General features: G+C 67.7%; 22 protein-coding genes and 1 tRNA gene. 2 read left to right on the plus strand and 21 right to left on the minus strand.

The features are described from left to right. Positions 1-61 precede the first annotated feature (61 nt). The 10 genes from ABD693_RS08650 to ABD693_RS08695 all read right to left on the minus strand — a co-directional run bounded on the left by ABD693_RS08650 (position 62) and on the right by ABD693_RS08695 (position 9278). Positions 62-1441 (minus strand): alpha,alpha-trehalose-phosphate synthase (UDP-forming), encoded by a 1380-nt coding sequence (locus tag ABD693_RS08650; protein WP_344696660.1) that lies wholly within the window; start codon positions 1439-1441, stop codon positions 62-64. Next, entirely contained in the window at positions 1438-3219 is a 1782-nt protein-coding gene (locus ABD693_RS08655) for a glycoside hydrolase family 15 protein (protein ID WP_344696661.1), read from the minus strand. The genes ABD693_RS08650 and ABD693_RS08655 overlap by 4 nt, the downstream gene beginning before the upstream one ends. Continuing rightward, a complete protein-coding gene (gene otsB / locus ABD693_RS08660; protein ID WP_344696662.1) occupies positions 3216-3941 on the minus strand; it encodes a trehalose-phosphatase in 726 nt (241 codons plus the stop codon). Before otsB ends, ABD693_RS08655 begins: the two co-directional genes overlap by 4 nt. 162 nt (positions 3942-4103) lie before the next feature. Beyond that, a tRNA-Glu gene (locus ABD693_RS08665) sits at positions 4104-4179 on the minus strand. Between the two features lie 58 nt (positions 4180-4237). After that, positions 4238-5359 (minus strand): non-hydrolyzing UDP-N-acetylglucosamine 2-epimerase, encoded by a 1122-nt coding sequence (gene wecB / locus ABD693_RS08670; protein ID WP_344696663.1) that lies wholly within the window; start codon positions 5357-5359, stop codon positions 4238-4240. A gap of 86 nt (positions 5360-5445) precedes the next feature. Beyond that, positions 5446-5727: an NADH dehydrogenase ubiquinone Fe-S protein 4 gene (locus tag ABD693_RS08675; RefSeq protein WP_344696664.1), complete on the minus strand. Its 282-nt coding sequence runs from the start codon at positions 5725-5727 to the stop codon at positions 5446-5448. A 32-nt stretch (positions 5728-5759) separates the two neighbouring features. Further along, a complete protein-coding gene (gene hrpB / locus ABD693_RS08680) occupies positions 5760-8216 on the minus strand; it encodes an ATP-dependent helicase HrpB (protein WP_425567272.1) in 2457 nt (818 codons plus the stop codon). Between the two features lie 65 nt (positions 8217-8281). Then, positions 8282-8593 carry a hypothetical protein gene (locus tag ABD693_RS08685; protein ID WP_344696667.1) on the minus strand — a complete coding sequence of 104 codons (312 nt, stop codon included), beginning with the start codon at positions 8591-8593 and terminating at the stop codon, positions 8282-8284. Between the two features lie 81 nt (positions 8594-8674). Then, positions 8675-8842 (minus strand): hypothetical protein, encoded by a 168-nt coding sequence (locus ABD693_RS08690; RefSeq protein WP_344696668.1) that lies wholly within the window; start codon positions 8840-8842, stop codon positions 8675-8677. 76 nt (positions 8843-8918) lie between these two features. Then, entirely contained in the window at positions 8919-9278 is a 360-nt protein-coding gene (locus ABD693_RS08695; protein WP_344696669.1) for a hypothetical protein, read from the minus strand. A 194-nt stretch (positions 9279-9472) separates the two neighbouring features. Between ABD693_RS08695 and ABD693_RS08700 the strand changes: the two genes are divergently transcribed. Next, positions 9473-9739 (plus strand): hypothetical protein, encoded by a 267-nt coding sequence (locus ABD693_RS08700; RefSeq protein ID WP_344696670.1) that lies wholly within the window; start codon positions 9473-9475, stop codon positions 9737-9739. 154 nt (positions 9740-9893) lie between these two features. On the opposite strand, the gene ABD693_RS08705 is transcribed toward ABD693_RS08700, so the two are convergent. The 8 genes from ABD693_RS08705 to ABD693_RS08740 form a co-directional block, all read right to left on the minus strand. After that, on the minus strand, positions 9894-11009 hold the full coding sequence (locus tag ABD693_RS08705) for an NAD(P)-dependent alcohol dehydrogenase (protein ID WP_344696671.1): 1116 nt from the start codon (positions 11007-11009) through the stop codon (positions 9894-9896). Positions 11010-11103: 94 nt separating this feature from the next. Then, positions 11104-11529: an ExbD/TolR family protein gene (locus tag ABD693_RS08710; RefSeq protein ID WP_344696672.1), complete on the minus strand. Its 426-nt coding sequence runs from the start codon at positions 11527-11529 to the stop codon at positions 11104-11106. A gap of 133 nt (positions 11530-11662) precedes the next feature. Then, entirely contained in the window at positions 11663-12058 is a 396-nt protein-coding gene (locus ABD693_RS08715; RefSeq protein ID WP_344696673.1) for a DUF6632 domain-containing protein, read from the minus strand. An 84-nt stretch (positions 12059-12142) separates the two neighbouring features. Beyond that, positions 12143-13150: a polyprenyl synthetase family protein gene (locus ABD693_RS08720; RefSeq protein ID WP_344696674.1), complete on the minus strand. Its 1008-nt coding sequence runs from the start codon at positions 13148-13150 to the stop codon at positions 12143-12145. A gap of 77 nt (positions 13151-13227) precedes the next feature. After that, positions 13228-15246, minus strand: coding sequence for a M13 family metallopeptidase (locus tag ABD693_RS08725; RefSeq protein WP_344696675.1), 2019 nt, complete (start codon positions 15244-15246; stop codon positions 13228-13230). Between the two features lie 83 nt (positions 15247-15329). Further along, the gene (locus ABD693_RS08730; protein ID WP_344697603.1) at positions 15330-16661 is read right to left on the minus strand and encodes a sensor histidine kinase; all 1332 of its coding nucleotides are present in this window, start codon (positions 16659-16661) and stop codon (positions 15330-15332) included. 77 nt (positions 16662-16738) lie between these two features. Continuing rightward, positions 16739-17401, minus strand: a complete 663-nt coding sequence (locus ABD693_RS08735; protein ID WP_344696676.1) for a response regulator transcription factor — start codon at positions 17399-17401, stop codon at positions 16739-16741. Between the two features lie 76 nt (positions 17402-17477). After that, on the minus strand, positions 17478-17768 hold the full coding sequence (locus ABD693_RS08740) for a hypothetical protein (RefSeq protein WP_344696677.1): 291 nt from the start codon (positions 17766-17768) through the stop codon (positions 17478-17480). A gap of 129 nt (positions 17769-17897) precedes the next feature. Here ABD693_RS08740 and ABD693_RS08745 point away from each other — a divergent pair, with 129 nt between their 5' ends. Further along, entirely contained in the window at positions 17898-19682 is a 1785-nt protein-coding gene (locus tag ABD693_RS08745) for an ABC-F family ATP-binding cassette domain-containing protein (RefSeq protein ID WP_344696678.1), read from the plus strand. Here the strand turns inward: ABD693_RS08745 and ABD693_RS08750 are convergent. Genes ABD693_RS08750 through ABD693_RS08760 form a run of 3 tightly spaced genes read right to left on the minus strand, consistent with a single transcriptional unit; the run spans position 19679 to position 23704 of the window. Next, positions 19679-21502 carry a DUF885 domain-containing protein gene (locus ABD693_RS08750; RefSeq protein ID WP_344696679.1) on the minus strand — a complete coding sequence of 608 codons (1824 nt, stop codon included), beginning with the start codon at positions 21500-21502 and terminating at the stop codon, positions 19679-19681. The genes ABD693_RS08745 and ABD693_RS08750 overlap by 4 nt on opposite strands. A 58-nt stretch (positions 21503-21560) precedes the next feature. After that, positions 21561-22574, minus strand: a complete 1014-nt coding sequence (locus ABD693_RS08755) for an inorganic phosphate transporter (protein ID WP_344696680.1) — start codon at positions 22572-22574, stop codon at positions 21561-21563. Then, complete coding sequence (locus ABD693_RS08760; protein WP_344697604.1) at positions 22574-23704, minus strand: DUF47 family protein; 1131 nt, start codon at positions 23702-23704, stop codon at positions 22574-22576. Before ABD693_RS08760 ends, ABD693_RS08755 begins: the two co-directional genes overlap by 1 nt. Positions 23705-23747: the final 43 nt, after the last annotated feature.

Raw genomic sequence — 23747 nt, forward strand, 5'->3', positions numbered from 1 at the left:
GGGCCGGCCCTCGTGTTTCCACCCATGGTGGGCGCCAAGAATGCTCGGGCGCGGGCGGTCGTCAGCCCGCCACGCTCTGCTCGAGGGCTTCGGTGAAGCGGCGGCGCCACCACAGCACGTCTTCCCTGCAGATGATTTCGAACATGGCCTGCCAGCGGCGGATGCGCTCGGCCTTGGGCATGGCAAGCGCCGTGCGGATCGCGTCCGCCATTTCCTCGGCGCTGTAGGGATTGATCAGCAGCGCCTCGGTCAGCTGCACGGCGGCGCCGGCGAAGCGCGAGAGGATGAGAACGCCGGGGTCGGCCGGATCCTGCGCGGCGACAAATTCCTTGGCGACGAGGTTCATGCCGTCGCGGATCGGGGTCACCAGCGCCATCCGGGCGGCACGGTAGACGCCGGCAAGAACGGCGCGGGGATAGCCTTGGTTGACGTACCGGATCGGGACCCAGTCGAGGTCGGCGTGCTCGCCGTTGATGCGGCCCGACAATCCTTCGAGGCTGCTCCGGATGCGCTTGTAGCTTTCCACCGTCTCGCGCGAGGGCGGGGCGATCTGGAGAAGGAAGACTTCCTTCCGCTCCTCTGGGCTTTCGACGAGGAAGCGCTCGTAGCCGAGGAAGCGCTCCTCGAGGCCCTTCGAATAGTCGAGACGGTCGACCCCGACGATCATCGCCCGGCCGTTGGCGCTCTCGCGCATCTGGCGGAAGGTGGCCTGCGCTTCGGGGCCCGTCGCCAGCGTCGCGAATTCGTCGCTGTCGATCCCGATCGGGCAGATGATCAGGCGGATCTGCCGGCCCTCGAGCTTGAGGATGCCGTCCTCGTAGACGCCGCCGCTCTCGAAGACGACGAATTCGACGAACGACTGGAGCCATTCGTCCGTGTGGAAGCCGATGACGTCGTAGGCGAACAGGGTCGCGACGAGATCGGAGGCTTCGGGCAACGTCAGGAGCAGGCGCCGGGGCGGCCACGGCGTGTGAAGGAAGAAGCCGATCCGGTTGCGGCAGCCGCGCTTGCGCAGCTCCTGGCCGAGCGGGATCATGTGATAATCCTGGACCCAGACCATGTCGTCGGCCTCGATCAGCGGGATCACCGTCTCGGCGAAACGCTCGTTGGTGCGCTGGTAGCCGTCGGCGAAACCGCGCTCATATTCGGCCAGGTCGACGCGGTAATGGAACAGCGGCCACAAGGTGCGGTTGGCGTAGCCGTTGTAATATTCCTCGACGTCCTGTTCCTCGAGGTCGAGCGTGGCGGTGGTGACCCCGTCCTCGCGGTGGAAGCTGATCTGGCCGGTGAATTCGTCGGTGACGTTGCCTGACCAGCCGAACCAGAGACCGCCGCTTTCGCGCAACGCGGAGGTGAGCGCGACCGACAGGCCGCCCTGCGCCCCGGCCGCGCCGCCGGTCGCGGCGGACACGCGGTTCGAAATGACGATCAGGCGGCTCATCGGACCGAACTCCACGGCTTGCTGAGAAGGACGGCACAATTGATGGTGCCGACCAGCGAATAGGTTTGCGGGTAATTGCCCCACAATTCGCCGGTCTGCGGATCGATGTCTTCCGAAAGGAGGCCGGCGGCGGTGCGCCGGGTGAGCATCTCCTCGAACAGGACCCGGGCGTCGGCTTCGCGTCCGGTCGCCTGAAGCGCCTCGATCAGCCAGAAGGTGCAGACGTTGAAAGCGGTCTCGGGCAGGCCGAAATCGTCCTCGGTCGCATAGCGCAGCATGTGCGAACCGCGACGCAAGCCCTCCTCGACGGCCTTCAGGGTCCCGCTGAAGCGCGGGTCGTCGGGGGTGAAGAAGCGCAGGTCGAGGAGCTGGATCAGGCTGGCGTCGAGGTCGTCGCCCTCGAAGGTCGCCGAGATGCGCTGGCTGTCTTCCCGCCAGGCGGCCTGTTCGATCCGTTGGCGGACAAGCGCGGCGCGGTCCGACCAGTGCCTCGCCCGCTCGCCAAGCCCGAGCGCCTCCGCGGCATGGGCGAGCCGATCGCAGGCCGCCCAGCACATCGCTGCCGAATAGGTGTGCACGTGGCGGCGCGTGCGCAGTTCCCACAGACCGGCGTCGGGCTGGTCGAACAGGGCGAAGGCGCGGTCCCCGACCTTTTCGAGCGCGACGAAATCCTCTTCGGTCGCCATCCGGAACAGGCGCTGGTCGAAGAAGGCCTGGACGTTGGACAGGACGATCTGGCCATAGGCATCGTGCTGCACCTGCTCGTAGGCCTGGTTGCCGACACGGACCGGGCCCATGCCACGATAGCCGGGCAGGCCCGTCTCGATCCGCTCTTCGAGACGCGCCTCGCCGCCGAGCCCGTAGAGCGGCTGGATGTGCCCGCCCTTGGCCTCGTCGACGATGTTGCGCAGGTAGCTCAGATAGCCCTCGAGCACGTCGAGCGCGCCGAGCCGGTTGAGCGCCTGCACGGTGTAATAGGCATCGCGGATCCAGCAGTAGCGATAGTCCCAGTTGCGCTCGGAGCCGGCATGCTCGGGAATCGAGGTGGTGAGGGCGGCCACGATCGCGCCGGTTTCCTCATGCTGGCAAAGCTTGAGCGTGATGGCGGCGCGGATCACCGCTTCCTGCCATTCGACCGGGGTCGCCAGTCCGCGCACCCATTCCTGCCATTCCTCGGCAGTGCTGCGGAGCATCTCGCTGGTGGCGTTCGAAAGATTGTCGGTGAACGGCTCGTCGGGGCCGAGGAAGAAGACGAGGGGACGCTCCAGCCGGAACAAATGCTCCTCGCGCACGAAGGTGACCGGGGCATCGGTGGTCAGCCGCATCGGCAGGGCGGGAAGGTCGTAGCGGATGTGGTTCGATCCGCCCGGCAATGGCTCGGCGGCCGTGCCCCAGCCTTGCGTTGGACGCAGCCTGACCCGGATCCGCGGGCTTCCGGAGAGCGGGCGGACGAGGCGCACGAAGGCCGCGGGGCGATAGGTGCGGCCGAGGCGCTGGAAGCGCGGACAGAAGTCGATGATCTCGATCGCGTTGCCGGCGCGGTCGGTCTTGCGGGTGACCAGGATCGGGGTGTTGCGGCGATAGGATTGCTCGACCTGCGCTTCCTCGTCGAGATCGATCGCCCACAGGCCCTGTTCGGCCTCTTCGCCGCCCATCAGGCTCGAGAAGAGCGGGTCGCCATCGACGCGCGGGACGCAGCCCCAGACCATGGTGCCGGCGCGGTCGACCAGCGCGCTGACCTGGCAATTTCCGATCGGCCAAAGATCGAGCGAACTCATTCCATCTCCTCGCATGCGTCGCGCAGCCAGCGGTGGACGTGATCGACATCATCCAGCCTGAAGCTTGCAGCAGTGTTCCGTTCGTCCCCGACGAGAATCGCCGCGCCGCCAAGCGCGCGGACGGCGGCGAAGCCGTCTTCGTCGGTGATGTCGTCGCCGATGAACAACGGCTTGTGGCCGGTAAAGGCGGGCAGGGTCATCAGGGCGCTGATCGCGGTCCCCTTGTTGCCGTCGGCGGGCTTGATCTCGAACACCATCTTGCCCGGGAGGACCTGCATTCCCGCTTTCATGGCCAACTCAGCGGCAGCGCCGCGACAAACTTCTTCGGCCTGGGGGGATTCGCGAAAATGGATGGCGACACCGAAGGGCTTCTCCTCGATCGCAACGCCGGGGTGGCGCGTCTGGAGTTCGCGAAGGTCGGGGAGCGCTTGGTCGAGCGCGGCCGGGCGAGCGATGGCGAGGCCGTCGCGTTCGAGCCCATGGCTCCCCACGACGGCAATCTCCGGAGGGACGAGCCATTGCCGGATGTCGGCGGTGGCCCGCCCGCTGACCACCACCAGCCGTCCATCGAGCTTGCGGCTCAAGCCTTGCAGGAGCGGCAGGAGCGAGGGCGCCACGGTGATGGCATCGGGCCGGTCCGCGATCGCGACCAGCGTGCCATCGAAATCGAGAAAGAGCGCGCAATCCTGCAGTAACGAACGTGGCGGGGCGGGTAGGGGCATGATCCTCGCGCTGCTAAGGGACCGGTGACAGGGCGGGCGACCGAATGCGTCGTACCCCCCTAGAACGAGGCCCCGCCGAGGCTGTTCCGAACCATCGCGATGCGCCTGGAAGGACGGCGGCGTATCAGGGATTTCTGGTGGACCGCGACGCAAGTGCGAAAATGGTGACCCCTACGGGACTCGAACCCGTGTTTTCGCCGTGAGAGGGCGACGTCCTAGACCGCTAGACGAAGGGGCCGTGCGGCATGAATGCTCGCGGCAGGCGCGCATATGACGCGCCATTGGCCGTTCGTCAATCAGGCGACGTGCGCTGCATGCCGCCCGCGTTGGCGGACCAGCCATTCCTCGACGATCGCCGCGATGCGCGGGGCGGCCTTGCCGTCGCCGAAGGGCAGCGCCGGCACCGCCATCGCCCGGTAGGCCGCGCCGTCGTCGAGCAGGCGGCGGACTTCGCTTACGATCCGGTCGCGGTCGCAGCCGACGAGGATGCTGTTGCCGCTGGCGATTCCTTCGGGTCGCTCGGTCTTGCTGCGCAGGACGAGGAGCGGAACGCCGAGTGCGGGGGCTTCTTCCTGGATTCCGCCCGAATCGCTCAGCACAAGCTGCGCCGAGCGCATCGCGCCGATCATGCTGCGATGATCCATGGGCGGGATGAGCCGGAGGCGCGGATGGCCGCCAAGCAGCAGCCGCGCGGACGAGGCGACGGCGGGATTGCCGTGCAGCACCACGTCGATCTTGAGCCAGGGGGAGCGGGCGAGTTCGGTCAGCGCCATGGCGATCGGAGTAAAGGCCGTGCCCCAATTCTCGCGGCGGTGGCAGGTGACGAGGAGGTGCGGAAGCCCGCCGCTCTCGGCCCTGCGCGGCGGAAGGTGGCCGAGCACCGCGAACAGGGCGTCGATCGCAGTATTACCGGTGACGTGCACCTCGCCGCCAAGCCCTTCGTCGGCGAGGTTGGCTGCGTTGTCGGCGGTGGGGGCGAAGAGCAGGCTGGCGAGCCGGTCGATCGCGACGCGATTTCCTTCCTCGGGCCAGGGCAGCGACGGGTCGTGGCTGCGCAGCCCCGCCTCGACATGGCCGAGCGGCACCCCGGCGGCTTCGGCGGCCAGCGCGCCGCCGAGCGCGCTCGACGTATCGCCCTGCACGATGAGCAGGGCGGGCCGGCCTTCACCGCGCAGGTGCGGGGCAAGCGTGGCCGCGACCGCCTCGGCGTGGAGCCGCGGATCGTCCTGAGAACGACAGCGAAGTCGAAGGGCCGGCAGGTTGCCGAGACCGTAAGCGGCCGGGTCCAAGTTGGGATGCTGGCCGGTGAAGGCGAGGATCACCCGCATCTTGCGCGCGACAAGGGCCTCGGCGACGGGCGCCAGCTTGATCGCCTCGGGACGGGTCCCGACCAGAAGCATGACTGAGGTGTGCGGCACCGGCGCTCTCCATCGAGCGATCCGGCGGCGCCAAGTATTAGACTAACATCGGGTGAGTAACAATCCCGATGATTGACTGCGCGATCTCAGCGGAAATTGTCGGCGTAAGCCTGAAGCTTGAGCTTTACCGGCGGTGCGGTGACGACATGATAGTCGAAGCCGTTCTTTTCCGCATAAGCGATCGCCAGTTCCTTTGTCGCGAAGGCGAGACGGACCTGGGTGCTGGTTGAGGCATTACCGACCCAACCAGTCAGCGGATCGTGCTTCTGCGCGCGATCGCTCTCGAATTCGAGAGTCCACTTGCCGGCCTTGGCGCGGCCCGACTGGGTGGTCTTGCGATCCTGTTCGATGATCCGGGCGGTCGGCATGGGCCGCGAGGTGGCCGAAGCGGCGGCCGAAATCAAGACCGCGGTTTGGCCCGAAGGGTCGGTGCGGCGCTGGCGGGATCGTCGGGCCAGGGGTGGCGGGGATAGCGGCCGCGCATTTCCTTGGCGACTTCGCGCCAGCTTCCTGCCCAGAAGCCGGGGAGGTCGCGGCTGGTCTGGATCGGGCGGCCGGCGGGGGAAGTGATGGCGAGCGTCAGGGGCAGGCCGCGGCCGACGGTGGGATGGACGGCGAGGCCGAACAGCGCCTGCGCCCTGACTTCGACTGTTGGGCCGCCGGGCGCGGCATAGTCGATCGGGTGGGCCGAGCCGGCGGGCGAGCGGAAGTGCGAAGGGAACAGCTTGTCGAGCTTCTGCTGCCCGTCCCAGCCAAGAAGGTTGTGAAGGGCCTGGGTGAGCGCGCCGGGAGCGATGTCGGACAAGCGGCGCTTGCCTTCGGTGAGCGCGGGGAGCCAGTCGTCCAGGCGCTCGAGGAGCGCCTCGTCGCCGAGGTCGGCAAGGCTCTCGTCATGGCCGCGGGCGAAGGCGAGGCGCTGGCGCAGCGCGATGGCGTCTTCGCTCCACGGGAGATGGGACAGGCCATGCTCGCGCACGCCTTCGACGAGGGCTGCGGCGATGGCCTGGGGGTCGGGCTTGGGATCGGGGCCGGAGGCGAGGCGGATGGCGCCGAGGCGGCGGCTGCGGGTCGGGGTGACCGCGCCCGTCGCCGGATCGAAGGCGCCGTCATGGCGGATCTCGACGCTGTCGCCGAACAGCGCCAGGACCTGCGCCTCGTCGATCGCGGCGGCGGCAAGGATGCGCGCGCCCGCCGCGCTTCCGGCGACTTCGGCGACCGCGAGCCATGACGCCGAGGTGAGGCTGGAGCTTGGATCGAGGCGAAAGCCGCGGCCACCGACCGATTGCCAATGCTCGCCCGAGGAATCGCGGCGGCGGGCAAGGCGGTCGGGAAAGGCAAGGGCGAGGGCGGCGGCGAGATAGTCTGCGGTTGGCCCCAACGACGGCGCTTGCGGGATCTGCTTCATCCAGCGCCGGGTTAGAGAGCGTGCCGCGTCCGCGCGCTTGCCGCGATCGCTTCGCCAGCGGCGATGGCGCTGCTCGAGGTCGGGGTCGTTGCCGCCGAGGCCGCGCTCGGTGAGGAGGACGGCGGCGTCGGCAGCGGCGTCGAGGAAACCTCGGGCGGCGGCCTCGATCAGCATGTGCGCGAGGCGCGGGTCGAGCGGCAGGCAGGCAATGGCTCGGCCGTGGTCGGTGAGGCGCCCGTCGCCGTCGATCGCGCCAAGGCTAGCGAGGCGCTGGCGGGCTTCGGCGATGGCGGGGGCTGGCGGCGGATCGAGGAAAGGCAGGCGCGAAGGCTCGGCCTCTCCCCACTGGAGGCACGTCAGGAGCAGGCTCGACAGGTCGGCTTCGAGAATCTCGGGCGGGTCATGCGCGGGAAGGGCAGCGGTCGCCGCTTCCTCCCACAGACGATAGGCGGTGCCCGGCATCTGCCGCGCGGCACGGCCGGCGCGCTGGGTGACCGCAGCGCGGCTGGCGCGCTCGGTGACGAGGCGGGTGAGGCCCGCGTCGCGATCGTAGCGCGGACGGCGCGCGAGGCCGCTGTCGACCACCGCCGCGACATGGTTCAGCGTGACACTGGTCTCGGCAATGCTGGTTGCGAGGACGAGCTTGCGGGTTCCGGGCTCGGGCGCGGCGAGGGCGAGACGCTGCGCGGCGGGATCGACCTGACCGTGGAGGCGGTGGAGGATGACGCCGGGCGGCAGGCTGCCGAGCGCGGCGGCGGTGCGCTCGATCTCCGCCACGCCGGGCAGGAAGGCGAGGACCGAGGCATGCTGTTCGGCGAGCGCGAGGCGGCAGGCGGCGGCGACCTGCGGCTCGATCCGCGCGGCGGCGTCGCGCCCGAGGTGGCGAAGAGTGAGAGGAAAGCTCTTGCCGTCCGAGCGGATCAGCGGGGGATCGCCGAGGAGCCGGGCGAAGCGCTCGCCGTCGAGCGTCGCGCTCATGGCGACAAGGCGAAGGTCGGGGCGCAGCCCTTCGGCCGCATCGAGGGTCAGGGCGAGCGCGAGGTCGTTGTCGAGGCTGCGCTCGTGGACTTCGTCGAACAGGACCGCGGACACGCCGGCGAGTTCGGGGTCGGCCTGAAGGCGCGCGAGATAGACGCCGTGCGTCATGGCGACGAGGCGAGTGGCCTTGCCGACGCGGCTGTCGAGGCGGGTCTGGTAACCGACGGTTTCGCCGGGTTGCTCGCCGATCTGGCGGGCGATGAACTCGGCCGCGGCGCGCGCGGCGAGGCGGCGGGGAACGAGGAGCAGGACCTGCCCGGTGCACCAGGGCTGGTCGAGGAGCGCGGGAGGAACGGCGGTGGTCTTGCCCGCGCCGGGCGGCGCGATGAGGAGCGCACGCGGATCCTCGCGGAGCGTGGCGAGGAGGTCGGGAAGAACGTCGTGGATCGGCAGGGCGCTCACGTGGCGCCTCATGGGCAAGCGCGCGGCGCATGGCAATGCGGGGCGGGAGCGCGCGATGCCGCTCCCACCCCAGGGGATCAGGGGACGCCCATGTCCCAGGCAAAGACCAGCGCGGCGACGGCCAGCGCCGCCGATACGAGCCAGAAGCCGCGTTCCTTCCAGCTCATCCGGAAATGGGTCGGGTGGTCGCGGCGGTAGAGTTCGGCCTGCGGCCAGGCCGAGGCGTTGGACGAGAGGAGACCCATGTCGAGCGGGCCGGTGCTTCGAAGAAGCGTGCCGATCTCGGCATTTTCGGCCGGGCTCACCGCGGGATAGCGAATGAGCAGGTCCTCGAGACGGGCAAGCGAAATGGGGTCGTTCGCCACGCGGGCGCGACTGGCGGTGGTCATGGTGATTACTCGCTACAAAGAGGCGCGGGCAGGGGTCGTGCCCCGCCCGCGCTGGTCAGTTCGGTGAATGAAAGGGAGCGGCTAGCGCCGGCGCCGGAAGAGCCGGTTGAAGCGCTCCTTCAGGGTCGCGCGGACCCGCCGGAGACGGAAGATGCGCAGGGGGTCGGGCCGCGACTTGCGCAGTTCCCCGTCCAGCGCGCGCTCGATGTCGTAGCGCAGCGCATTCAGCCTGATGGCGTGCGTGCTCATGGAATTTCACTCCTTGCCGTACCGCAGCGGCGCGGGCCGGCTGCGGAATTGATCCGTGTGGTCGATGGGTGATCGATCAGACGGTCGGCGGCGCCCTTGCACGATAGGGGAGGAAGACGGCGCCGGCGCGCGGCGCGGCGGTGCGCGTGGTGGAAGCCCCGAGCGGGCGGAACAGGCGGGCGGTGACCGGCGCGGCGGCGGTCGGGAGAAGGAGCGGGCCGGGCGTGGGCCGCGGCGCCTTGAGGAAGGACTTGCCGCTCTTCGCCGCAATCGCGATGCCGGGATGGCCGTCGAGCGTGAGGGCGATGGCCTGCGCGCGGGCCTGTGCCGGCAGGGGATTGAAGAAGGATCCGCCGAACAGGCCATAGAGCAAGGCTAGCAGCAACGCTGCGCCGCGGGCCCTGGTCAGCCGTGAAGGAGGAGCGAAATCGTCCATCGCGTCATCCCCATATGGGCCGGTGAAGATGAACCGCAACCGACGAAGCGGCGTGAAATGAGCGGTCGTTGCCGCTGCGAAATGGCGCTCGGGCATGAAGCGGGCTTGAACGCGGCGTTCCGGCGAAGGTCAGGCGACTGCCGGCAGAAACGTAGCCGCAGTCAGTGTGTCGCTGCGGTTGCCGGAGTTTGCTTATGCCGATCCTTCTCGTCGTCCTGCTGATCTGGCTGGCTCCCGCAGCGTTGCTCGGCGTGTTGTTGGGGATCAGCATCCTTCGCGAGCGGCGACTGCGCGCGGCAGGTCCGTCTTCGCCTGCTGACGACCGGAAGCCTCGCTCAGAAAAGCAGCGAGACTACCCAGAGAAGGAAAAGCCACAGGAACAGCGAGGTGGCGATCAAGATGATCAGACGCCGCCCCCGCAACTCCATGCCGCCAAGGTCGGGCATGAAATTCATGAATAAACAATAGGTTATCGGCAGCGCTCAAGACAGGAGCAAGAGATCGGCTTGCCGCGCCGATCCCTCGCCCTGTCCCGCTTTCGTCCGGAATGGATGAAGCTAACCTATTGATTTGGCGCCGAAACGGCGGACCGAATCGGCGCCAGCATTGCGAAGATCAGTCCTCGTCGGCCTCTTCCTTGTCGAGGCTGGCCATGTCGATGACGTAGCGGAAGCGTGCGTCACCCTTCTCGACCTTCTTCATCGCACTGTTGATATCCTGCGCCGGAATGACCTCGATCTCGGGCGCAATGCCGTGCTCGGCGCAGAAGTCGATCACTTCTTGGGTTTCGGCGATCGAGCCGATCAGCGAGCCCGCGACCGAGCGGCGGTGGAAGGCGACCTGACTGTTGTCGACTCCCGCCATCGGCTCGAGCGCGCCGACGATCACCAGCGTCTTGTCGCGCTTGAGGAGTGCGATGAACGGGTTGATGTCGTGCTTTTCGGGTACGGTCGAGATGATGAAGTCGAAGGTGCCGGGCACCGCCGACAGTTTCTCGGCTTCCTTCTTGAGGTCCTTCTCGATCGTGACGTGGGTCGCGCCGAGCTTTTCGGCCTCGTCCTTCTTCTCGGGGCTGGTGGTGAAGACGGTGACCTCCGCGCCGAGCGCCTTGGCAAGCTTCACCGCCATGTGCCCGAGGCCGCCGAGGCCGACGACGCCGATCTTGTCACCCTTCTTTACGCCCCAATGCTTCATCGGCGAATAAGTGGTGACGCCGGCGCACAGGATCGGCGCGGCTTCTTCCGGCTTGAGGGCGTCGGGGATCGCGATGACAAAGTCCTCGCGGCAGACGATGTTCGAGGAATAGCCGCCGTAGGTGTTGTCACGGCCGTACATGTTCTCGCCCGTTGCGGCCTTGGCGGCGGGGATGAAGGGGCCGTTGTAGGTGGCGAGGAATCCGTTCGGGCCCTCGCAATATTGCTCGTCGCCTTCCTCGCACGGCGCGCAGGACTGGCAGCTGTCGACCATGCAGCCGACGCCGACGATGTCGCCGACCTTGTACTTGCCATTATTCGCCGCCTTGGCGACGCGACCGACGACCTCGTGACCGGGAACGCAGGGATAGACGGTGTTCGACCACTCGTTCTTCACCTGGTGGATGTCCGAATGGCAGACGCCGCAATAGAGGACGTCGATGAGGACCTCGTTGTCCTTGGGTTCCTCGCGCTCGAAGCGGAAGGGCTTGAGGCGGCTGAAGCTGTGCTTGGCGGCGTAACCGATCGTGTCGACCATGGATGCTCTTCTCTGTCTCGCGTGGGTGAGACTGGGAAAGCTGGCTGCGCGGGGGAATGTTCCCCCGCACGGGCCTTGGTCGCGGTCAGGCGGGCTAGAACCGGGCGTAATTCTCGTTGCCGACGAAGCCGACGCGGTTGAGGTGCGCCTGGCGGACCGCGACGAGCACCTCGTCGACCGCGCCATAAGGGGCGAGGGCGGCGGGCTGAAGCTGGAGTTCGGGCTCGTGCGCGAGCTGGCCGGTCGCGTCGAGGAGCGCGCGGAGTTCGGCCCGGTCGACCGGCCGCCCGTTGAACAGGAGCGCGCCGGCTTCGGTGATCACGACCTTGTTCTTGTCGAGGAGCGGGGGATTCTTGAGCGGTGGACCGGTCGGGAGATCGAGGCTGACCGAGTGGGTCTGCGAGGGAATGGTGATGATCAGCATGATGATGAGCACCAGCATGACATCGATCAGCGGGGTGGTGTTGAGGTCCACCATCGGCTCGGGGGTGGGCTGCGGCGTGAAGGCAAGTGCGGCCATGCGAGCGACTCCTCATCTATGAGACAGTGTAACGTCTCACGATCGATCGCGCGGTGCAAGCGGGCGCTTCAAGGGTCGGGAAGGTGATCCGCTCGGCGGGCGTGCGACGAGAGGGATTCGACTGCGATATATGTCAGGCTAGTGCGCTGCGGTCGGCTGCGGAAACGCGCGACATCAGGAGGCCGAGGACCGCGGCGACGAGCAGCAGGGCGGGTACGTCGCCAAGCAGATGCCCGTGGCTCATCGGTGTCCGCAGGGCGGCCAGGGCCATGACCGCAGCATGCGCGACGCTCGACCAGACGGTGAACCAGATGAGCGAAGCGTTGCCGGCGGGGTTCGTCGCGGCGCGGACCAGGAAGATGCCGAGCACGGCATAGACGGCGACGATCATCAGGAAATAATCGTTCGCTGCAGGACTGCCCTCGTGCCAGGCCCAGCCGCTCGGCCAGACCATCGCGAGTGGGTAGATCAGGCAGAAAATCACACCGAAGATCAGCAGCGCGGCGCGCAGCATCCGGTCATTCGCCATCGTGTTCCCCCGCAAGCCCCCTCGGCCTGCAGCCGAAGAATACCACCTTTTCCGCCAATCCCGAAACGATCTGAGGGGGACAGATCAGTAGGCGCGCGCGACCGCGAATTCGACCGCCTGGGTGAGGGCGGCCTTGGCCTTGCCGCCGGGGAAGGGGGCGAGGCAGTCGAGCGCGCGGCGGGCGTAGGTCCGGGCGCGTTCAAGGGTTTCGGCAATGGCGCCGGTCTTTTCGAACAGCTGGATCGCGTGAGCGAGATCGGCGTCGCTCGTGCGCTCGCCGCCGACGGCCTCGCGCCAGAAGCGGCGCTCCTCGTCAGAGCCGCGGGCGTAGGCGAGGATGATGGGGAGGGTCATCTTGCCCTCGCGGAAGTCGTCGCCGAGGTCCTTGCCGCTGGTCGCGCTCTCGCTGGTGTAGTCGATCGCGTCGTCGACCAGCTGGAAGGCGATGCCAAGGTTGCGGCCGAAGCCGCCGAGCCGTTCCTCGGCCTCCTCGCCGGCCTCGGCGACGACCGGCGCGATCTGGCAGGCGGCAGCGAAGAGGGCCGCGGTCTTGGCCTCGATGATCTGGAGGTAGGTGTCTTCGCTGGTCGCGATCTGGCGCTGGGCGGTGAGCTGCGCGACCTCGCCCTCGGCGATCACGGCCGAGGCGCGGCTGAGGATCTTGAGCACCTTGAGGCTGCCGTCCTCGACCATCAGCTCGAAGGCGCGGGAAAAGAGGAAGTCACCGACCAGCACGCTCGCGGGATTGCCCCAGATGAGATTGGCGGTGCGCTTGCCGCGGCGGGTGCCCGAGCCGTCGACCACATCGTCGTGGAGGAGCGTCGCGGTGTGGATGAATTCGACCGCGGCGGCGAGCATGTGCTGGCGGCTGCCGGGATATTGGCACAGCGCGGCGCTGGCGCAAGTCAGCATCGGCCGCATCCGCTTGCCGCCACCGGCGATCAGGTGGCCGGCGAGCTCGGGGATGAGCGGGACCTCGCTCTGCATCCGCGAGAGGATGACTTGGTTCACCGCATTCATGTCGGCGGCGGTGAGCGCCACCAGCGGATCGAGGCTGGGCGCGGGGGTGAGGCTGTGGAGGGTCGCGGTCACGGTGGCTGGCGGTTACGCGCGGGACGAGCGTCGGGCAAGAGCGGGGCGGCCGCGGGTGGCGCGGCCGCCCCGGCTCCTTACCAGACGTGGACCCGGTCGGCCGGGGCGAGATAGAGCTTGTCGCCGGGCTTCACGTCGAACGCGCGATACCATTCGTCCATGTTCCGGACGACGCCGTTGACGCGATACTTGGCCGGGCTGTGCTCGTTGGTGAGGAGCTGTGCGCGAAGGGCGCCCTCGCGCTGCTTGGTCTGCCAGCTGTAGCCATAGGCGATGAAGAACCGCTGGTCGCCGGTCAGGCCGTCGATCACCGCGGGTTCGCCATGCTGGGCGACGTAGCGGCGATAGGCGGCGTAGGCGACTTCGAGGCCGCCGAGGTCGCCGAGGTTCTCGCCCAGCGTGAGTTCGCCCTTGATGTGGACGCCCGGGAGCGGCTCGTAGGCGTTGTACTGGGTGACGAGGCGCTGCGCCTTGGCGGTGTAGAGCTTGGCGGTCTGCGGGCTCCACCAGTCGCGCAGCCGGCCCTGGCCGTCGAACTTGCGGCCCTGGTCGTCGAAGCCGTGACCGATCTCATGGCCGATGGTCGCGCCGATGCTGCCGTAGTTGGACGCGGGGTCGGCCTTGGGGTCGAAATAGGGCGGCTGGAGGATCGCAGCCGGGAAAGTGATCTGGTTCTGGGTCGGGTCGTAATAAGCGTTGTTGGTCTGCGGGAGCATGTCCCACAACGTGCGGTCGACCGGCTTGGGGAAGCGCGAGAGCTGGAGCTTCCAGCCGAAGTCGTCGGCCCGGATGGCGTTGCCGAGCAGGTCGCCGCGCTTCACCTCGAGGCTCGAATAATCGATGTAGTTCTTGGGGTGGCCGGTACGCGGATCGAAGGCGTCGAGCTTGGCGATGGCGGCCTTCCTGGTCGCCGCGTCCATCCAGCCGGCCCGGTCGATCTTGTCGGCGAGCGCCGCTCGAATGTTGGTGATGAGCTCGCCCATCTGCCGGTCGCTCTCGGCCGGATAGTGGCGCTGGACATAGACCTGTCCGACCGCCTCGCCGAGCGCGCCATTGACGAGGTCGACGCCGCGCTTCCAGCGGGCGCGCTGCTCGGGCACGTCGCGCAGGGTCTTCGAATAGAAGCCGAATTTGGCCTCGTCGAACGCCTTGGGGAGATATTGCGCGTTGTTGCTGACGAAGTGGAAGGCGCTCCAGTCCTTCCAGGTCGACAGCGGCGTCGAGGCGAGAAGCCGGGCCTCGCCGGCGATGGCGCTCGGCTGCCCGACGATAAGCTGCCTGGCCTGCGTCAGGCCGAGGTTCTTGATCATCCGCGCCCACGGCAGCTGCGGCGCGAAGGCGTTCAGCTGCGCGAGGTTCTTGGGGTTATAGCCCTTGTCGACGTCGCGGCTCTGCTCGGGCGTCCAATGGATCCTGGCGATCTGGGTCTCGAGCGCGAGGATTCGATCGGCCTTGGCGGCGGCATCGGAAATGCCGGCAAGCTGCTGAATCCGGACGATATAGTCGCGATAGGCCTTGCGATATCCGACATATTTGTCGCCGGTGAGCAGGTAATAGTCGCGGTTCGGAAGCCCGAGCCCGCCCTGGCCGACGTAGGCCGAGTAACGGGTCGGGTTCTTGAGGTCGGCGTAGATGCCGATGCCGATCGGACTGTCGAAGCCGGGCGTCGTGAAGAGGTCGACGAGGCCGTTGCGGTCCTTCACCGCGTTGATGCGGGCGAGATAGGGCTTCAGCGGCGCGGCGCCTTGGGCCTCGATCCCGGCCTCGTCCATCCAGCTGGCGTAATAGTCGCCGACCTGTTGGCCGAGGCGGCCGGCCTTCTGGGGATCGCGGGCCAGGTCCTCGACGATGGCGCGGACGTCGCGGTCGATCTTGTCGTTGAGGACGCTGTCGATGCCCGCGAAGGTCCGGTCGGCGGCGATCGGCGTGTTCTTATCCCAGCTGCCGTTGACGAAGGCGAAGAAGTCGTCACCGGGTTTCACCGAGCGGTCCATCGAGGCGGCGTCATAGCCCCAGGTGCCGAAGGCCGGCTGGGCGATGGCGGGGGCGGCGAGAAGCGAGACTACGGCGGCGCTGCTGATCAGGACTCGGAACATCGGCGGACCTTCAAGAGAGGATGTGGCAGCGTCTTTCCCTAAGTCGCTGCGATTGAACAGGGGCTTTCGGCAAACGGCGGGGCTCAGCCGAGCGGTAGGCTCAGCTTGGCGAGTAGCCCGCCAAGGTCCTCGCTCTCCTCGAGCGTGATGCGGCCGCCGTAGATTTCGGCGACGTCGCGGACGATGGCGAGGCCGAGGCCGGTGCCCGGCTTGCCGGTGGTGTCGAGCCGCTTGCCACGGATGAACAGCTCGTCGCGCTGTTCGGCGGGGATGCCGGGGCCGTCGTCCTCGACCAGAATGTCGACGAAGGGCGCCGACTTCTCCACCGTCACGAACACCCGGCCCGAGCCATATTTGGCGGCATTCTCGACGAGGTTGCCGAGCATTTCATCGAGGTCCTGCCGTTCGACCCGGACCTCGACCTTCTTGTCGCCGGCGATGTCGACGGTGACGCCTTCGTGCATGGTGGTGACCGCGCGCTGGACCGCGCACAGGCTGTCCCACACCGCGGCACGGGCCTGCGAGGAGGCGCGGCGGCCGATCGCGCGGGCGCGGGCGAGATGGTGGTCGACCTGCCGCCGCATGGTCGTCGCCTCGCGGCAGACGGTGTCGGCGAGATCCTCCGAGCGGGCGGTCGCGGCGTTGGTGATGACGGTCAGTGGCGTTTTCAGCGCGTGCGCGAGATTGCCCGCGTGGCGGCGCGCTTCCTCGGCCTGCTCCTCATTGTGGGCGAGGAGCTGGTTGATCTCGTCGGTGAGCGGGCGAAGCTCGTTGGGAAAATCCTCGGAGACGCGGGTCTTGGCGCCCGAGCGGATCGCCGCCACCTCGCTTCGCACCCGTCGCAGCGGCCACAGCCCGTAGAAGGTCTGGAGCGCGGCGAGGATGATGAGGCCGAGGCCAAGCACCGCGAACGCCCAGACGAGCGTGGTGCGCAGCTCCTTCAATTGCGCGTCGAGGTTCTCGCGGCTCTGCGCGACCTGGAAGCGCCATTTGACGGGGGAGCCGGGAATGATGACGTCGCGCTCGACGATCCGCAGCGGCTCGCCGGCGAACTGGAAGCTGTCGTGGATCTGGGTGCTGCTGTGGTCGTGCTTGGTGTCGATCTCGAGCCGCCGGTCCCACAGCGAGCGGGACGGGAAGTCGGCGACGCTCGGCACCTTGCCGTCAGCGCCCGGGAGCGGGCTGATGTAATAATAGCTGCCCGAATAGGCTTCGATGAAGCGCTGGTCCGCGGGCGGCCGCGAGAAACGGATCTCGCCTTCGGGGCCGACCTCGGACGAGCCGATCATCGAGCGCAGGATCAGTTCGAGCTGCTCGTCGAAGTTGCGCACCAGGCTGTTGGTCAGCACCCGGTCGAGGGCGAAGCCGCCCGCGAACAGGAGGATGACGATCCACACGCCCGCAATGACGATCATGCGGCGGTTGAGCGATCCGGTCCTGTTCTGCCCGCGCCTGGTGGGCAAGGTCCCGGCCTGCGCCGGGACGAGGTCTGTCACGCAGGCTCCTCCAGCGAGTAGCCGAGGCCGCGGATGGTGGTGATGACGTCAGGCCCGAGCTTCTTGCGAATGCGGGTGACGAACACCTCGATCGTGTTCGAATCGCGGTCGAAGTCCTGATCGTAGATATGCTCGATGAGCTCGGTCCGGCTGACCACCTTGCCTTTGTGGTGCATGAGGTAGCTCAGGAGCTTGTACTCCTGCGCGGTGAGCTTCACCGGCTCCCCGGCCTTGGTGACCTTGCCCGATCGGGTGTCGAGGCGAATGTCGCCGGCGATAAGCTCGGACGAAGCGTTACCCGACGCGCGGCGGATGAGCGCGCGCAGGCGGGCGATCAGTTCCTCGGTCTGGAACGGCTTGGCGAGATAGTCGTCGGCGCCCGCATCGAGGCCGGCGACCTTGTCGGACCAGCTGTCACGGGCAGTGAGCACGAGGACGGGCATGCGCTTACCCTCCTTGCGCCAGCGATCGAGCACGGTCAGGCCGTCGACCTCGGGCAAGCCGAGGTCGAGGACGACCGCGTCGTAGTTTTCGGTCTGGCCAAGATAATGGCCATCTTCGCCGTCAGTGGCGAGGTCGACGGCATAGCCGGCGCCTTCCAGCGTCGAGCGGAGCTGGCGGCCGAGCGAGGGTTCGTCTTCGACGATGAGGACGCGCATGAAGGTTCTTCTCCTTTGGAGAGGTCAAACACGTGCCAAGATGAACGGTTGCAGACTCGAAATGAAGTGGGGGCGGTTATTCGCCGCTTCGCCCCACGATCCGGCCGGTCTGCGCGTCGACGTCGATCCAGATCACCCGTCCGCCGCGCATGAATTTCAGGCGGTAGGTGCGGCCGTTGAATTCAGGTCCGAGATAGTCGGCGCCGTTCATCATCGGCAGGACGCGCCGCTCGATCTGCGGGAGCGGCATCGAGCGTCCCTCGCGGAACGCCTCGAACGCACGGTCCTGATCGCGCGGGCGCGGCTGCGCCTCGGCGGTGCTGGTGACGGCGGCAAGCGCCAGGAACAGGGCGGTGAATGTACGCATATCGTGTCTTGGACCGCTTCTAGCACAAGCCGTTGAATGTGTTGTGAATGGTATTGTCAGTTGCCTGTCACCCGGGACTTTTGGGTAGCGGGATGACGGGAGCGTGCCACATCGCTATCTGCGCCCCACATGGCCGCTCCTCCCATTCTCTCCTTCGAAGACCTCGGCCTCGTGCAGGGCGAAGGCTGGCTGTTCCGGCATCTCGATGTCCATGTCGGGCCGCGCGACCGGCTGGCACTGATCGGGCGCAACGGTGCCGGCAAGACGACGCTGCTCAAATGCCTCGCGGGCGTGATCGACACCGACGAAGGGCGGCGCATGGTCGTGCCGGGCAAGAAGGTCGTGCTGCTCGAGCAGGATCCGCCGATGGCCGGCCATGCGACCCTCGAGGATTGGGTGCTCGGCGGCGAGGATCCGCCTGAGGCGCATGCGGCGGCCGCGATCGCCGACCAGCTCGGCATCGATCTCGCCCGCACGACCGGCACGGCGAGCGGGGGCGAGCGGCGGCGGGCGGCGATCGTCCGGGCGCTGGCGCGCGAGCCCGACCTCCTCTTCCTCGACGAGCCGACCAACCATCTCGACCTGGCCGCGATCGACTGGCTCGAAAGCTGGCTCAATCGCTTCCAGGGCGCCTTCATCGTCATCAGCCACGACCGCACCTTCCTGACGCGACTGACCAAGAGCTGCCTGTGGCTCGACCGCGGGCAGATCCGGCGGGCCGAGGTGGGCTTCGGCGGGTTCGAGGCGTGGACCGAGCGCGTCTATGCCGAGGAGGAGCGCGCGGCCGAGAAGCTCGACGCCAAGCTCGCGATCGAACTCCACTGGCTGCAGCGCGGCGTGACCGCGCGGCGGCGGCGCAACCAGGGGCGGCTGGCGAAATTGAACGAAATGCGCGCGACGCGGGCGGCGATGATCGGCGGGCCCGGCGTCTCGAAGCTCGGCCTCGCCAAGGACGACGCCAAGACCAAGACGGTCATCGACGCCGAGCATGTCACCAAGAAATTCGGCGAGCGGACGATCATCAAGCACTTCAGCCTGCGCGTTCAGCGGGGCGACCGGATCGGGATCGTCGGGTCGAACGGCGCGGGGAAGACGACCCTGCTCAAGCTGCTGACCGGCGAACTCGCGCCCGACGAGGGCAAGGTCGTTCAGGCCAAGACGCTGTCGGGGATCGTGATCGACCAGCAGCGCAAGCTGATGGCGCCCGAGAAGAAGGTCCGCGACGTGCTGGCCGATGGCGGCGACTGGATCGAGGTGCGCGGCACCAAGAAGCACATCAAGGGCTATCTCAAGGAATTCCTTTTCTCGCCGGAGCTGACCGAGGCGCCGGTGGGCAGCTTGAGCGGCGGCGAGCGGTCGCGGCTACTCCTGGCGCGCGAGTTCGCGCGGGCGTCGAACCTCCTGGTCCTCGACGAGCCGACCAACGACCTCGATCTCGAGACGCTCGATCTCCTGCAGGAGGTGATCGCCGATTATGAAGGCACGGTGATGATCGTCAGCCACGACCGTGACTTCCTCGACCGCACGGTGACAGTGACCCTGGGGCTCGACGGGTCGGGGAAGGTCGACGTGGTCGCGGGCGGCTATGAGGATTGGGCCAAGCGGCGGGCGCCGCCCAAGGCGGTCGCGGCAAGACCGAAGAAGGTCGAGCAGCCGGCGTCGAAGCCCGCGGCGGCGACCAAGCTCAGCTACAAGGACCAGCGCGACCTCGACCGCCTGCCGGGGGAGATCGAGAGGATCGAGGCGGAGATTGCGGCGGACGAGAAGGCGCTCGCCGACCCCGATCTCTATACGAAGGATCCCAAGCGCTTCGCGGCGCTGATGGCGGCGATCGAGAAGAAGCGCGCCGCTAAGGACGCCGCTGAAATGCGCTGGCTCGAGGTCGCCGAAATGGCCGAGGGGCTCGCCGGCTAGACGCGTGCCGCCGTCCGTTCGCGGATCCGCCGCTCGAGGATGGTGAGCGGCATGGCACCTTCCTTGAGCACTTCGTGGAAGGCCTTGAGATCGAAGCGCGCGCCCAGCGCCTTTTCGGCATCGGCGCGGGCGCGGGTCCAGGCGATGTGGCCCATCTTGTAGCTGCAGGCCTGCCCGATCTGGGTGCAGTAACGCTCGACCTCCCGCTGCGAGCGGGCGCGGGCGAAGCCGGTGGTGGCGACGAGATAGTCGGTCGCCTTCTCCCGGCTCCAGCGCTTGGTGTGGATGCCGGTGTCGACCACCAGCCGCGCGGCGCGGAACAGATAGGACTGCAAGAAGCCCGCCCGCTCGATCCCGTCATAGCCGCCAAGCTCGTCGGCGACGCTCTCGGCGTAAAGCGCCCAGCCCTCGCTGTAGGCCGAGAAGCCGCCGAGCTTGCGCAAGGTGGGGATGTCGGCCGATTGCTGAGCGAGGCTGATCTGCAGGTGATGGCCGGGGACGCCCTCGTGATAGGTCAGCGCGGGCAGGCTGTATTTCGGCCAGTCGCCGGTGTCCTTGAGGTTGATGAAGTAGATTGCCGGGCGCGAGCCATCGAGCGAGGCGCTGCGGTAATAGCCGTTCGACGCGCCGTCCTGGATCTCGACCGGGACCGGACGGATCTCGAGCGGTTGCGTCGGGATGGTGGCAAACGCGCGGGGAAGCTGCGCGCTCATCTTGGCGACGCCGGCATTGAGGCTGGCGAGGAGCGCGGCGCGGCCGGCATCGGTCGCGGGATAGATTTGCGCCGGGTCGGTATTGAGCTTGGCCAGCCGCTCGCCGACCGTCCCTTGGGTATAGCCGGCGGCCTTGAGGATCGTGTCGAGCTGGGCGCTGATCTCCGCCACCTGCGCGAGGCCGAGGCGATGGACCTCGTCGGGCGTGAAGCGGGTCGTCGTCATTTGCTCGAGTGCGACGGCGTAGATCGCCTCGCCGTTGGGGAGGCGCCAGGCGCCGTCGCCGGGCCGGGTGGTGGGCCGGAGCGCGGTCATCGCGGCGATCTGCCGGTCGAGCGCGGGATAGACCTGCCGCTCGACGATCGCGGTGGCGCGGCCACGCCAGTCGCCGGCGAGGTTCTTGGCGGCGGCGCGGCTGACGAGCGAGCCGACCATGGTGCTGGTCGACGCGGGCTGTTCGCGCAGCTTCTTCATCTGACCGAGCGTCAGGTCGAGCGACCAGCCGGGCGCGAGGAAGCCGCGCGCGGCCTGCGCACGCTGTTCGGCGGTGTCGTTGTCGAGCAGCGTCGCGAATTGGGCGAGGCGCGACAGATAGGCTTCAGCGTCTGTCGCGTCATTGATCGTGTGCGCGGTGTTGAGGAAGTCGGGCGTCGAGAAATAGGCGCCGCCCTGCTGGAAAATGGGATAGGGGCGCACGGCGCTGTCGATCCCGAACTGGGCCGGCGCCTTCGCACCTTGCGCCATCTGATAGAGCACGACTTCGCGGTTGAGCTTGCTCGACGCCGACAGGCTGGCGACGGGGATAGCCTGGATGCGGCTCTGCTCGGCCCGGAGGATGCGAAGGTCCTCGGTGCGCTGCGCGACGGCGGTGCGGGTGTCGAATTGCGCTTTCAGCGGCGCAAGCTTGCCCTTGTCGAGCCCAAGCGAGGTGGCGAGTTCGGGCGAGCGGGCGACGCGGTCGTTGAAGACCTGCTCGAACAGTTCGTTCAGTCGCGCGTCGCCACTGCCGGGTCTGGCCGCTGCCTTACGCGCGCTTTGGGCGGGTGCGGCGGTTGCGGCGAGCCCGAGCGCGGCGGTCGAGCTGGCGAGGAAATGACGGCGGTCCATGGCTGAGCGTCCCCTGTTGTGAGGGGCATGCTAGCCGTCGCACCGCCATCGGCAAGGCCTAGAACAGCGTCGTGATCCAGTAGATGGCCGCGGCGACGCTGGCGCTGGCGGGAATGGTGATGAGCCAGGCCATGACCACGCTCTGCGCGACGCCCCAGTTGACCGCGCTGGCCCGCCGCGCGACGCCCGCGCCGATCACTGCGCCAGTGATGGTGTGGGTGGTCGAGACCGGAATGCCGAACCAGCTCGCGCCGAACAGCAGGAACGAACCGCCGGTCGAGGCGGAGAAGCCCTGGTGCTGGTCGAGCTTGGTGATGCGGCTGCCCATGGTCTCGATGATCTTCCAGCCGCCGGTCATCGTGCCCAGCCCGATCGCGATGTAGCAGCTGATCGCGACCCAGTGGGGGACTTGGAATTCGCCCTTGAGATAGCCGGTCGAGAAGAGAAGCACGGTGATGATGCCCATCGTCTTCTGCGCGTCGTTGAGGCCGTGGCCGAGCGAGTAGGCGGCCGATGAGACGAGGTGGAGCGCGCGGAAGCTCTTGTCCGCGCCGCGCATCGTCGCCCGCCGTGCAAGCCAGCTCGAGACAAGCATGACGAGCATCGACATCGCCATACCGAGCAGGGGGGCGAGCGGGATGAATAGGAGGGTCTTCGAAACGCCGCTCCACTGGATCGTCCCGAGTCCGGCCGAGGCGAGGCCGGCGCCGACGATACCGCCGACGAGCGCATGGCTCGACGAGGACGGAATACCCTTGAGCCAGGTGACGACGTTCCAGAACATCGCCCCGATCAGCGCGGAGAACACGACCGCGGGGGTGACGAGGTCCTTGTCGATCAGTCCCTTGCCGACCGTGTCCGCGACCTTGTGCAGCGCCGGGAAGGCGAGCGTCAGAAAGTAGGCGGCGAAGTTGAAGAACGCGGCGAAGGCCACCGCCTGAACGGGCCCAAGAAGGCGGGTCGCGACCACGGTGGCGATCGAGTTGGCGGCGTCGTGGAGGCCATTGAGGAAGTCAAAGGCCAGTGCGACGATGATCAGTCCCACCAGCAGCGGGAAAGCAAGCTCGTGCATCAGGCGTGATCGATGACGATGCCGTCGATCTCGTTCGCGACGTCCTCGAACGCGTCGACGATCCGCTCGAGATGCTTGAAGATCTCGCGCCGGACGGTGAAGCGCATCGCGCCCGCCGGGTCGCTTCCGAAGCGCTGGAAGGCGCTCTTGAGGCCGGCGCGGTGAAGTTCGTCGGCATGGCCTTCCATCCGGACGAGCCGTTCGGTCAGTTCGTGGAGACGGGTGGCGTTGGCGCCGACGTCGCGCAACAGCGGCAGCGCCTCGGCGACAAGGCGGCCCGAATCGATGATGATGGCGACCATGTCCTTCATCTCGGGCTCGAACTCGTCGAAGTCGTAGAGATCGACCGCATTGGCCGCGGCCTGCATCTCGTCGACTGCATCGTCCATGGCGCCGATCAGCGAAGTGATCGCCCCGCGATCGAAGGGCGTGAGGAAGGTCCGGCGAACGGTGCCGAGCGTCTCGCGGATGATATTGTCCGCGTCATGCTCGCGCTCATTGATCTCGCGGATATGCTCGGCGCGCGCGCTGCCGTCGGTGAACAGGCGGCCAAGCGCCTGACTGGCGCCGCACACGCTTTGCGCGTGCGTTTCGAACAGGGTGAAGAAGTCGCCGGTCTTCGGCAGGAGATTTTGAAACCAGGCAAACATGGGTCCAACCTTTGATCGTTCGGCGATTGCCGACAGGAGGCTGCGGCGACGCGCCGCGCTGTTGAATTCGGCCGCGTTGAAGGAGCGGATGAGATCGGCGAGATCGGGCTCCTCGACCTTGTCGGCGGCTTCGGCGAGGCTGAACCACTGTCGGGTCCGCTCGCCTGCTTCCTTCCAGTCGGCCAGTTCCTCGTCGACCGACAGCGGATAGACCTCGACGTCGAACATCAGGCTCGCGCCGGTCTTGCGCCGCTTGCGGTAGCGATAGGAGCCCAGGGGCACCGGGCAGACCGAACCGCGCACTCCGGCCTCTTCCTCGGCTTCGAGGGCGGCCGCGGCATGCGGCGCGGTGCTCCCCATGGGATTGCCCTTGGGAATGACCCAGCGCTTGGTCTCGCGCGAGGTGACGAGCAGCACGCTTACCGGCGCATCGAGGTTCGCTCCCCGCGCACGGTAGGGAAGGGCGGCAATCTGGCGAATGGCGTGAAACCCCGAACTGGCCGCCGGCACGCCCGCGCGGCCG

This window comes from Sphingomonas rosea (assembly GCF_039538065.1).
GTDB lineage: Bacteria > Pseudomonadota > Alphaproteobacteria > Sphingomonadales > Sphingomonadaceae > Sphingomicrobium > Sphingomicrobium rosea.

Bases quoted from the DNA above. Each gene is read 5' to 3' on its own strand.
- otsB (WP_344696662.1), bottom strand. From the start codon at position 3,941: ATGCCCCTACCCGCCCCGCCACGTTCGTTACTGCAGGATTGCGCGCTC.
- ABD693_RS08700 (WP_344696670.1), top strand. From the start codon at position 9,473: ATGCCGATCCTTCTCGTCGTCCTGCTGATCTGGCTGGCTCCCGCAGCG.
- ABD693_RS08755 (WP_344696680.1), bottom strand. From the start codon at position 22,574: ATGCACGAGCTTGCTTTCCCGCTGCTGGTGGGACTGATCATCGTCGCA.
- ABD693_RS08695 (WP_344696669.1), bottom strand. From the start codon at position 9,278: ATGGACGATTTCGCTCCTCCTTCACGGCTGACCAGGGCCCGCGGCGCA.
- ABD693_RS08705 (WP_344696671.1), bottom strand. From the start codon at position 11,009: ATGGTCGACACGATCGGTTACGCCGCCAAGCACAGCTTCAGCCGCCTC.
- ABD693_RS08745 (WP_344696678.1), top strand. From the start codon at position 17,898: ATGGCCGCTCCTCCCATTCTCTCCTTCGAAGACCTCGGCCTCGTGCAG.
- ABD693_RS08725 (WP_344696675.1), bottom strand. From the start codon at position 15,246: ATGTTCCGAGTCCTGATCAGCAGCGCCGCCGTAGTCTCGCTTCTCGCC.
- ABD693_RS08710 (WP_344696672.1), bottom strand. From the start codon at position 11,529: ATGGCCGCACTTGCCTTCACGCCGCAGCCCACCCCCGAGCCGATGGTG.
- ABD693_RS08740 (WP_344696677.1), bottom strand. From the start codon at position 17,768: ATGCGTACATTCACCGCCCTGTTCCTGGCGCTTGCCGCCGTCACCAGC.
- ABD693_RS08730 (WP_344697603.1), bottom strand. From the start codon at position 16,661: ATGATCGTCATTGCGGGCGTGTGGATCGTCATCCTCCTGTTCGCGGGC.
- ABD693_RS08715 (WP_344696673.1), bottom strand. From the start codon at position 12,058: ATGGCGAATGACCGGATGCTGCGCGCCGCGCTGCTGATCTTCGGTGTG.
- ABD693_RS08650 (WP_344696660.1), bottom strand. From the start codon at position 1,441: ATGAGCCGCCTGATCGTCATTTCGAACCGCGTGTCCGCCGCGACCGGC.
- ABD693_RS08750 (WP_344696679.1), bottom strand. From the start codon at position 21,502: ATGGACCGCCGTCATTTCCTCGCCAGCTCGACCGCCGCGCTCGGGCTC.
- ABD693_RS08690 (WP_344696668.1), bottom strand. From the start codon at position 8,842: ATGAGCACGCACGCCATCAGGCTGAATGCGCTGCGCTACGACATCGAG.
- ABD693_RS08685 (WP_344696667.1), bottom strand. From the start codon at position 8,593: ATGACCACCGCCAGTCGCGCCCGCGTGGCGAACGACCCCATTTCGCTT.
- ABD693_RS08735 (WP_344696676.1), bottom strand. From the start codon at position 17,401: ATGCGCGTCCTCATCGTCGAAGACGAACCCTCGCTCGGCCGCCAGCTC.
- ABD693_RS08655 (WP_344696661.1), bottom strand. From the start codon at position 3,219: ATGAGTTCGCTCGATCTTTGGCCGATCGGAAATTGCCAGGTCAGCGCG.
- ABD693_RS08675 (WP_344696664.1), bottom strand. From the start codon at position 5,727: ATGCCGACCGCCCGGATCATCGAACAGGATCGCAAGACCACCCAGTCG.
- hrpB (WP_425567272.1), bottom strand. From the start codon at position 8,216: ATGAGGCGCCACGTGAGCGCCCTGCCGATCCACGACGTTCTTCCCGAC.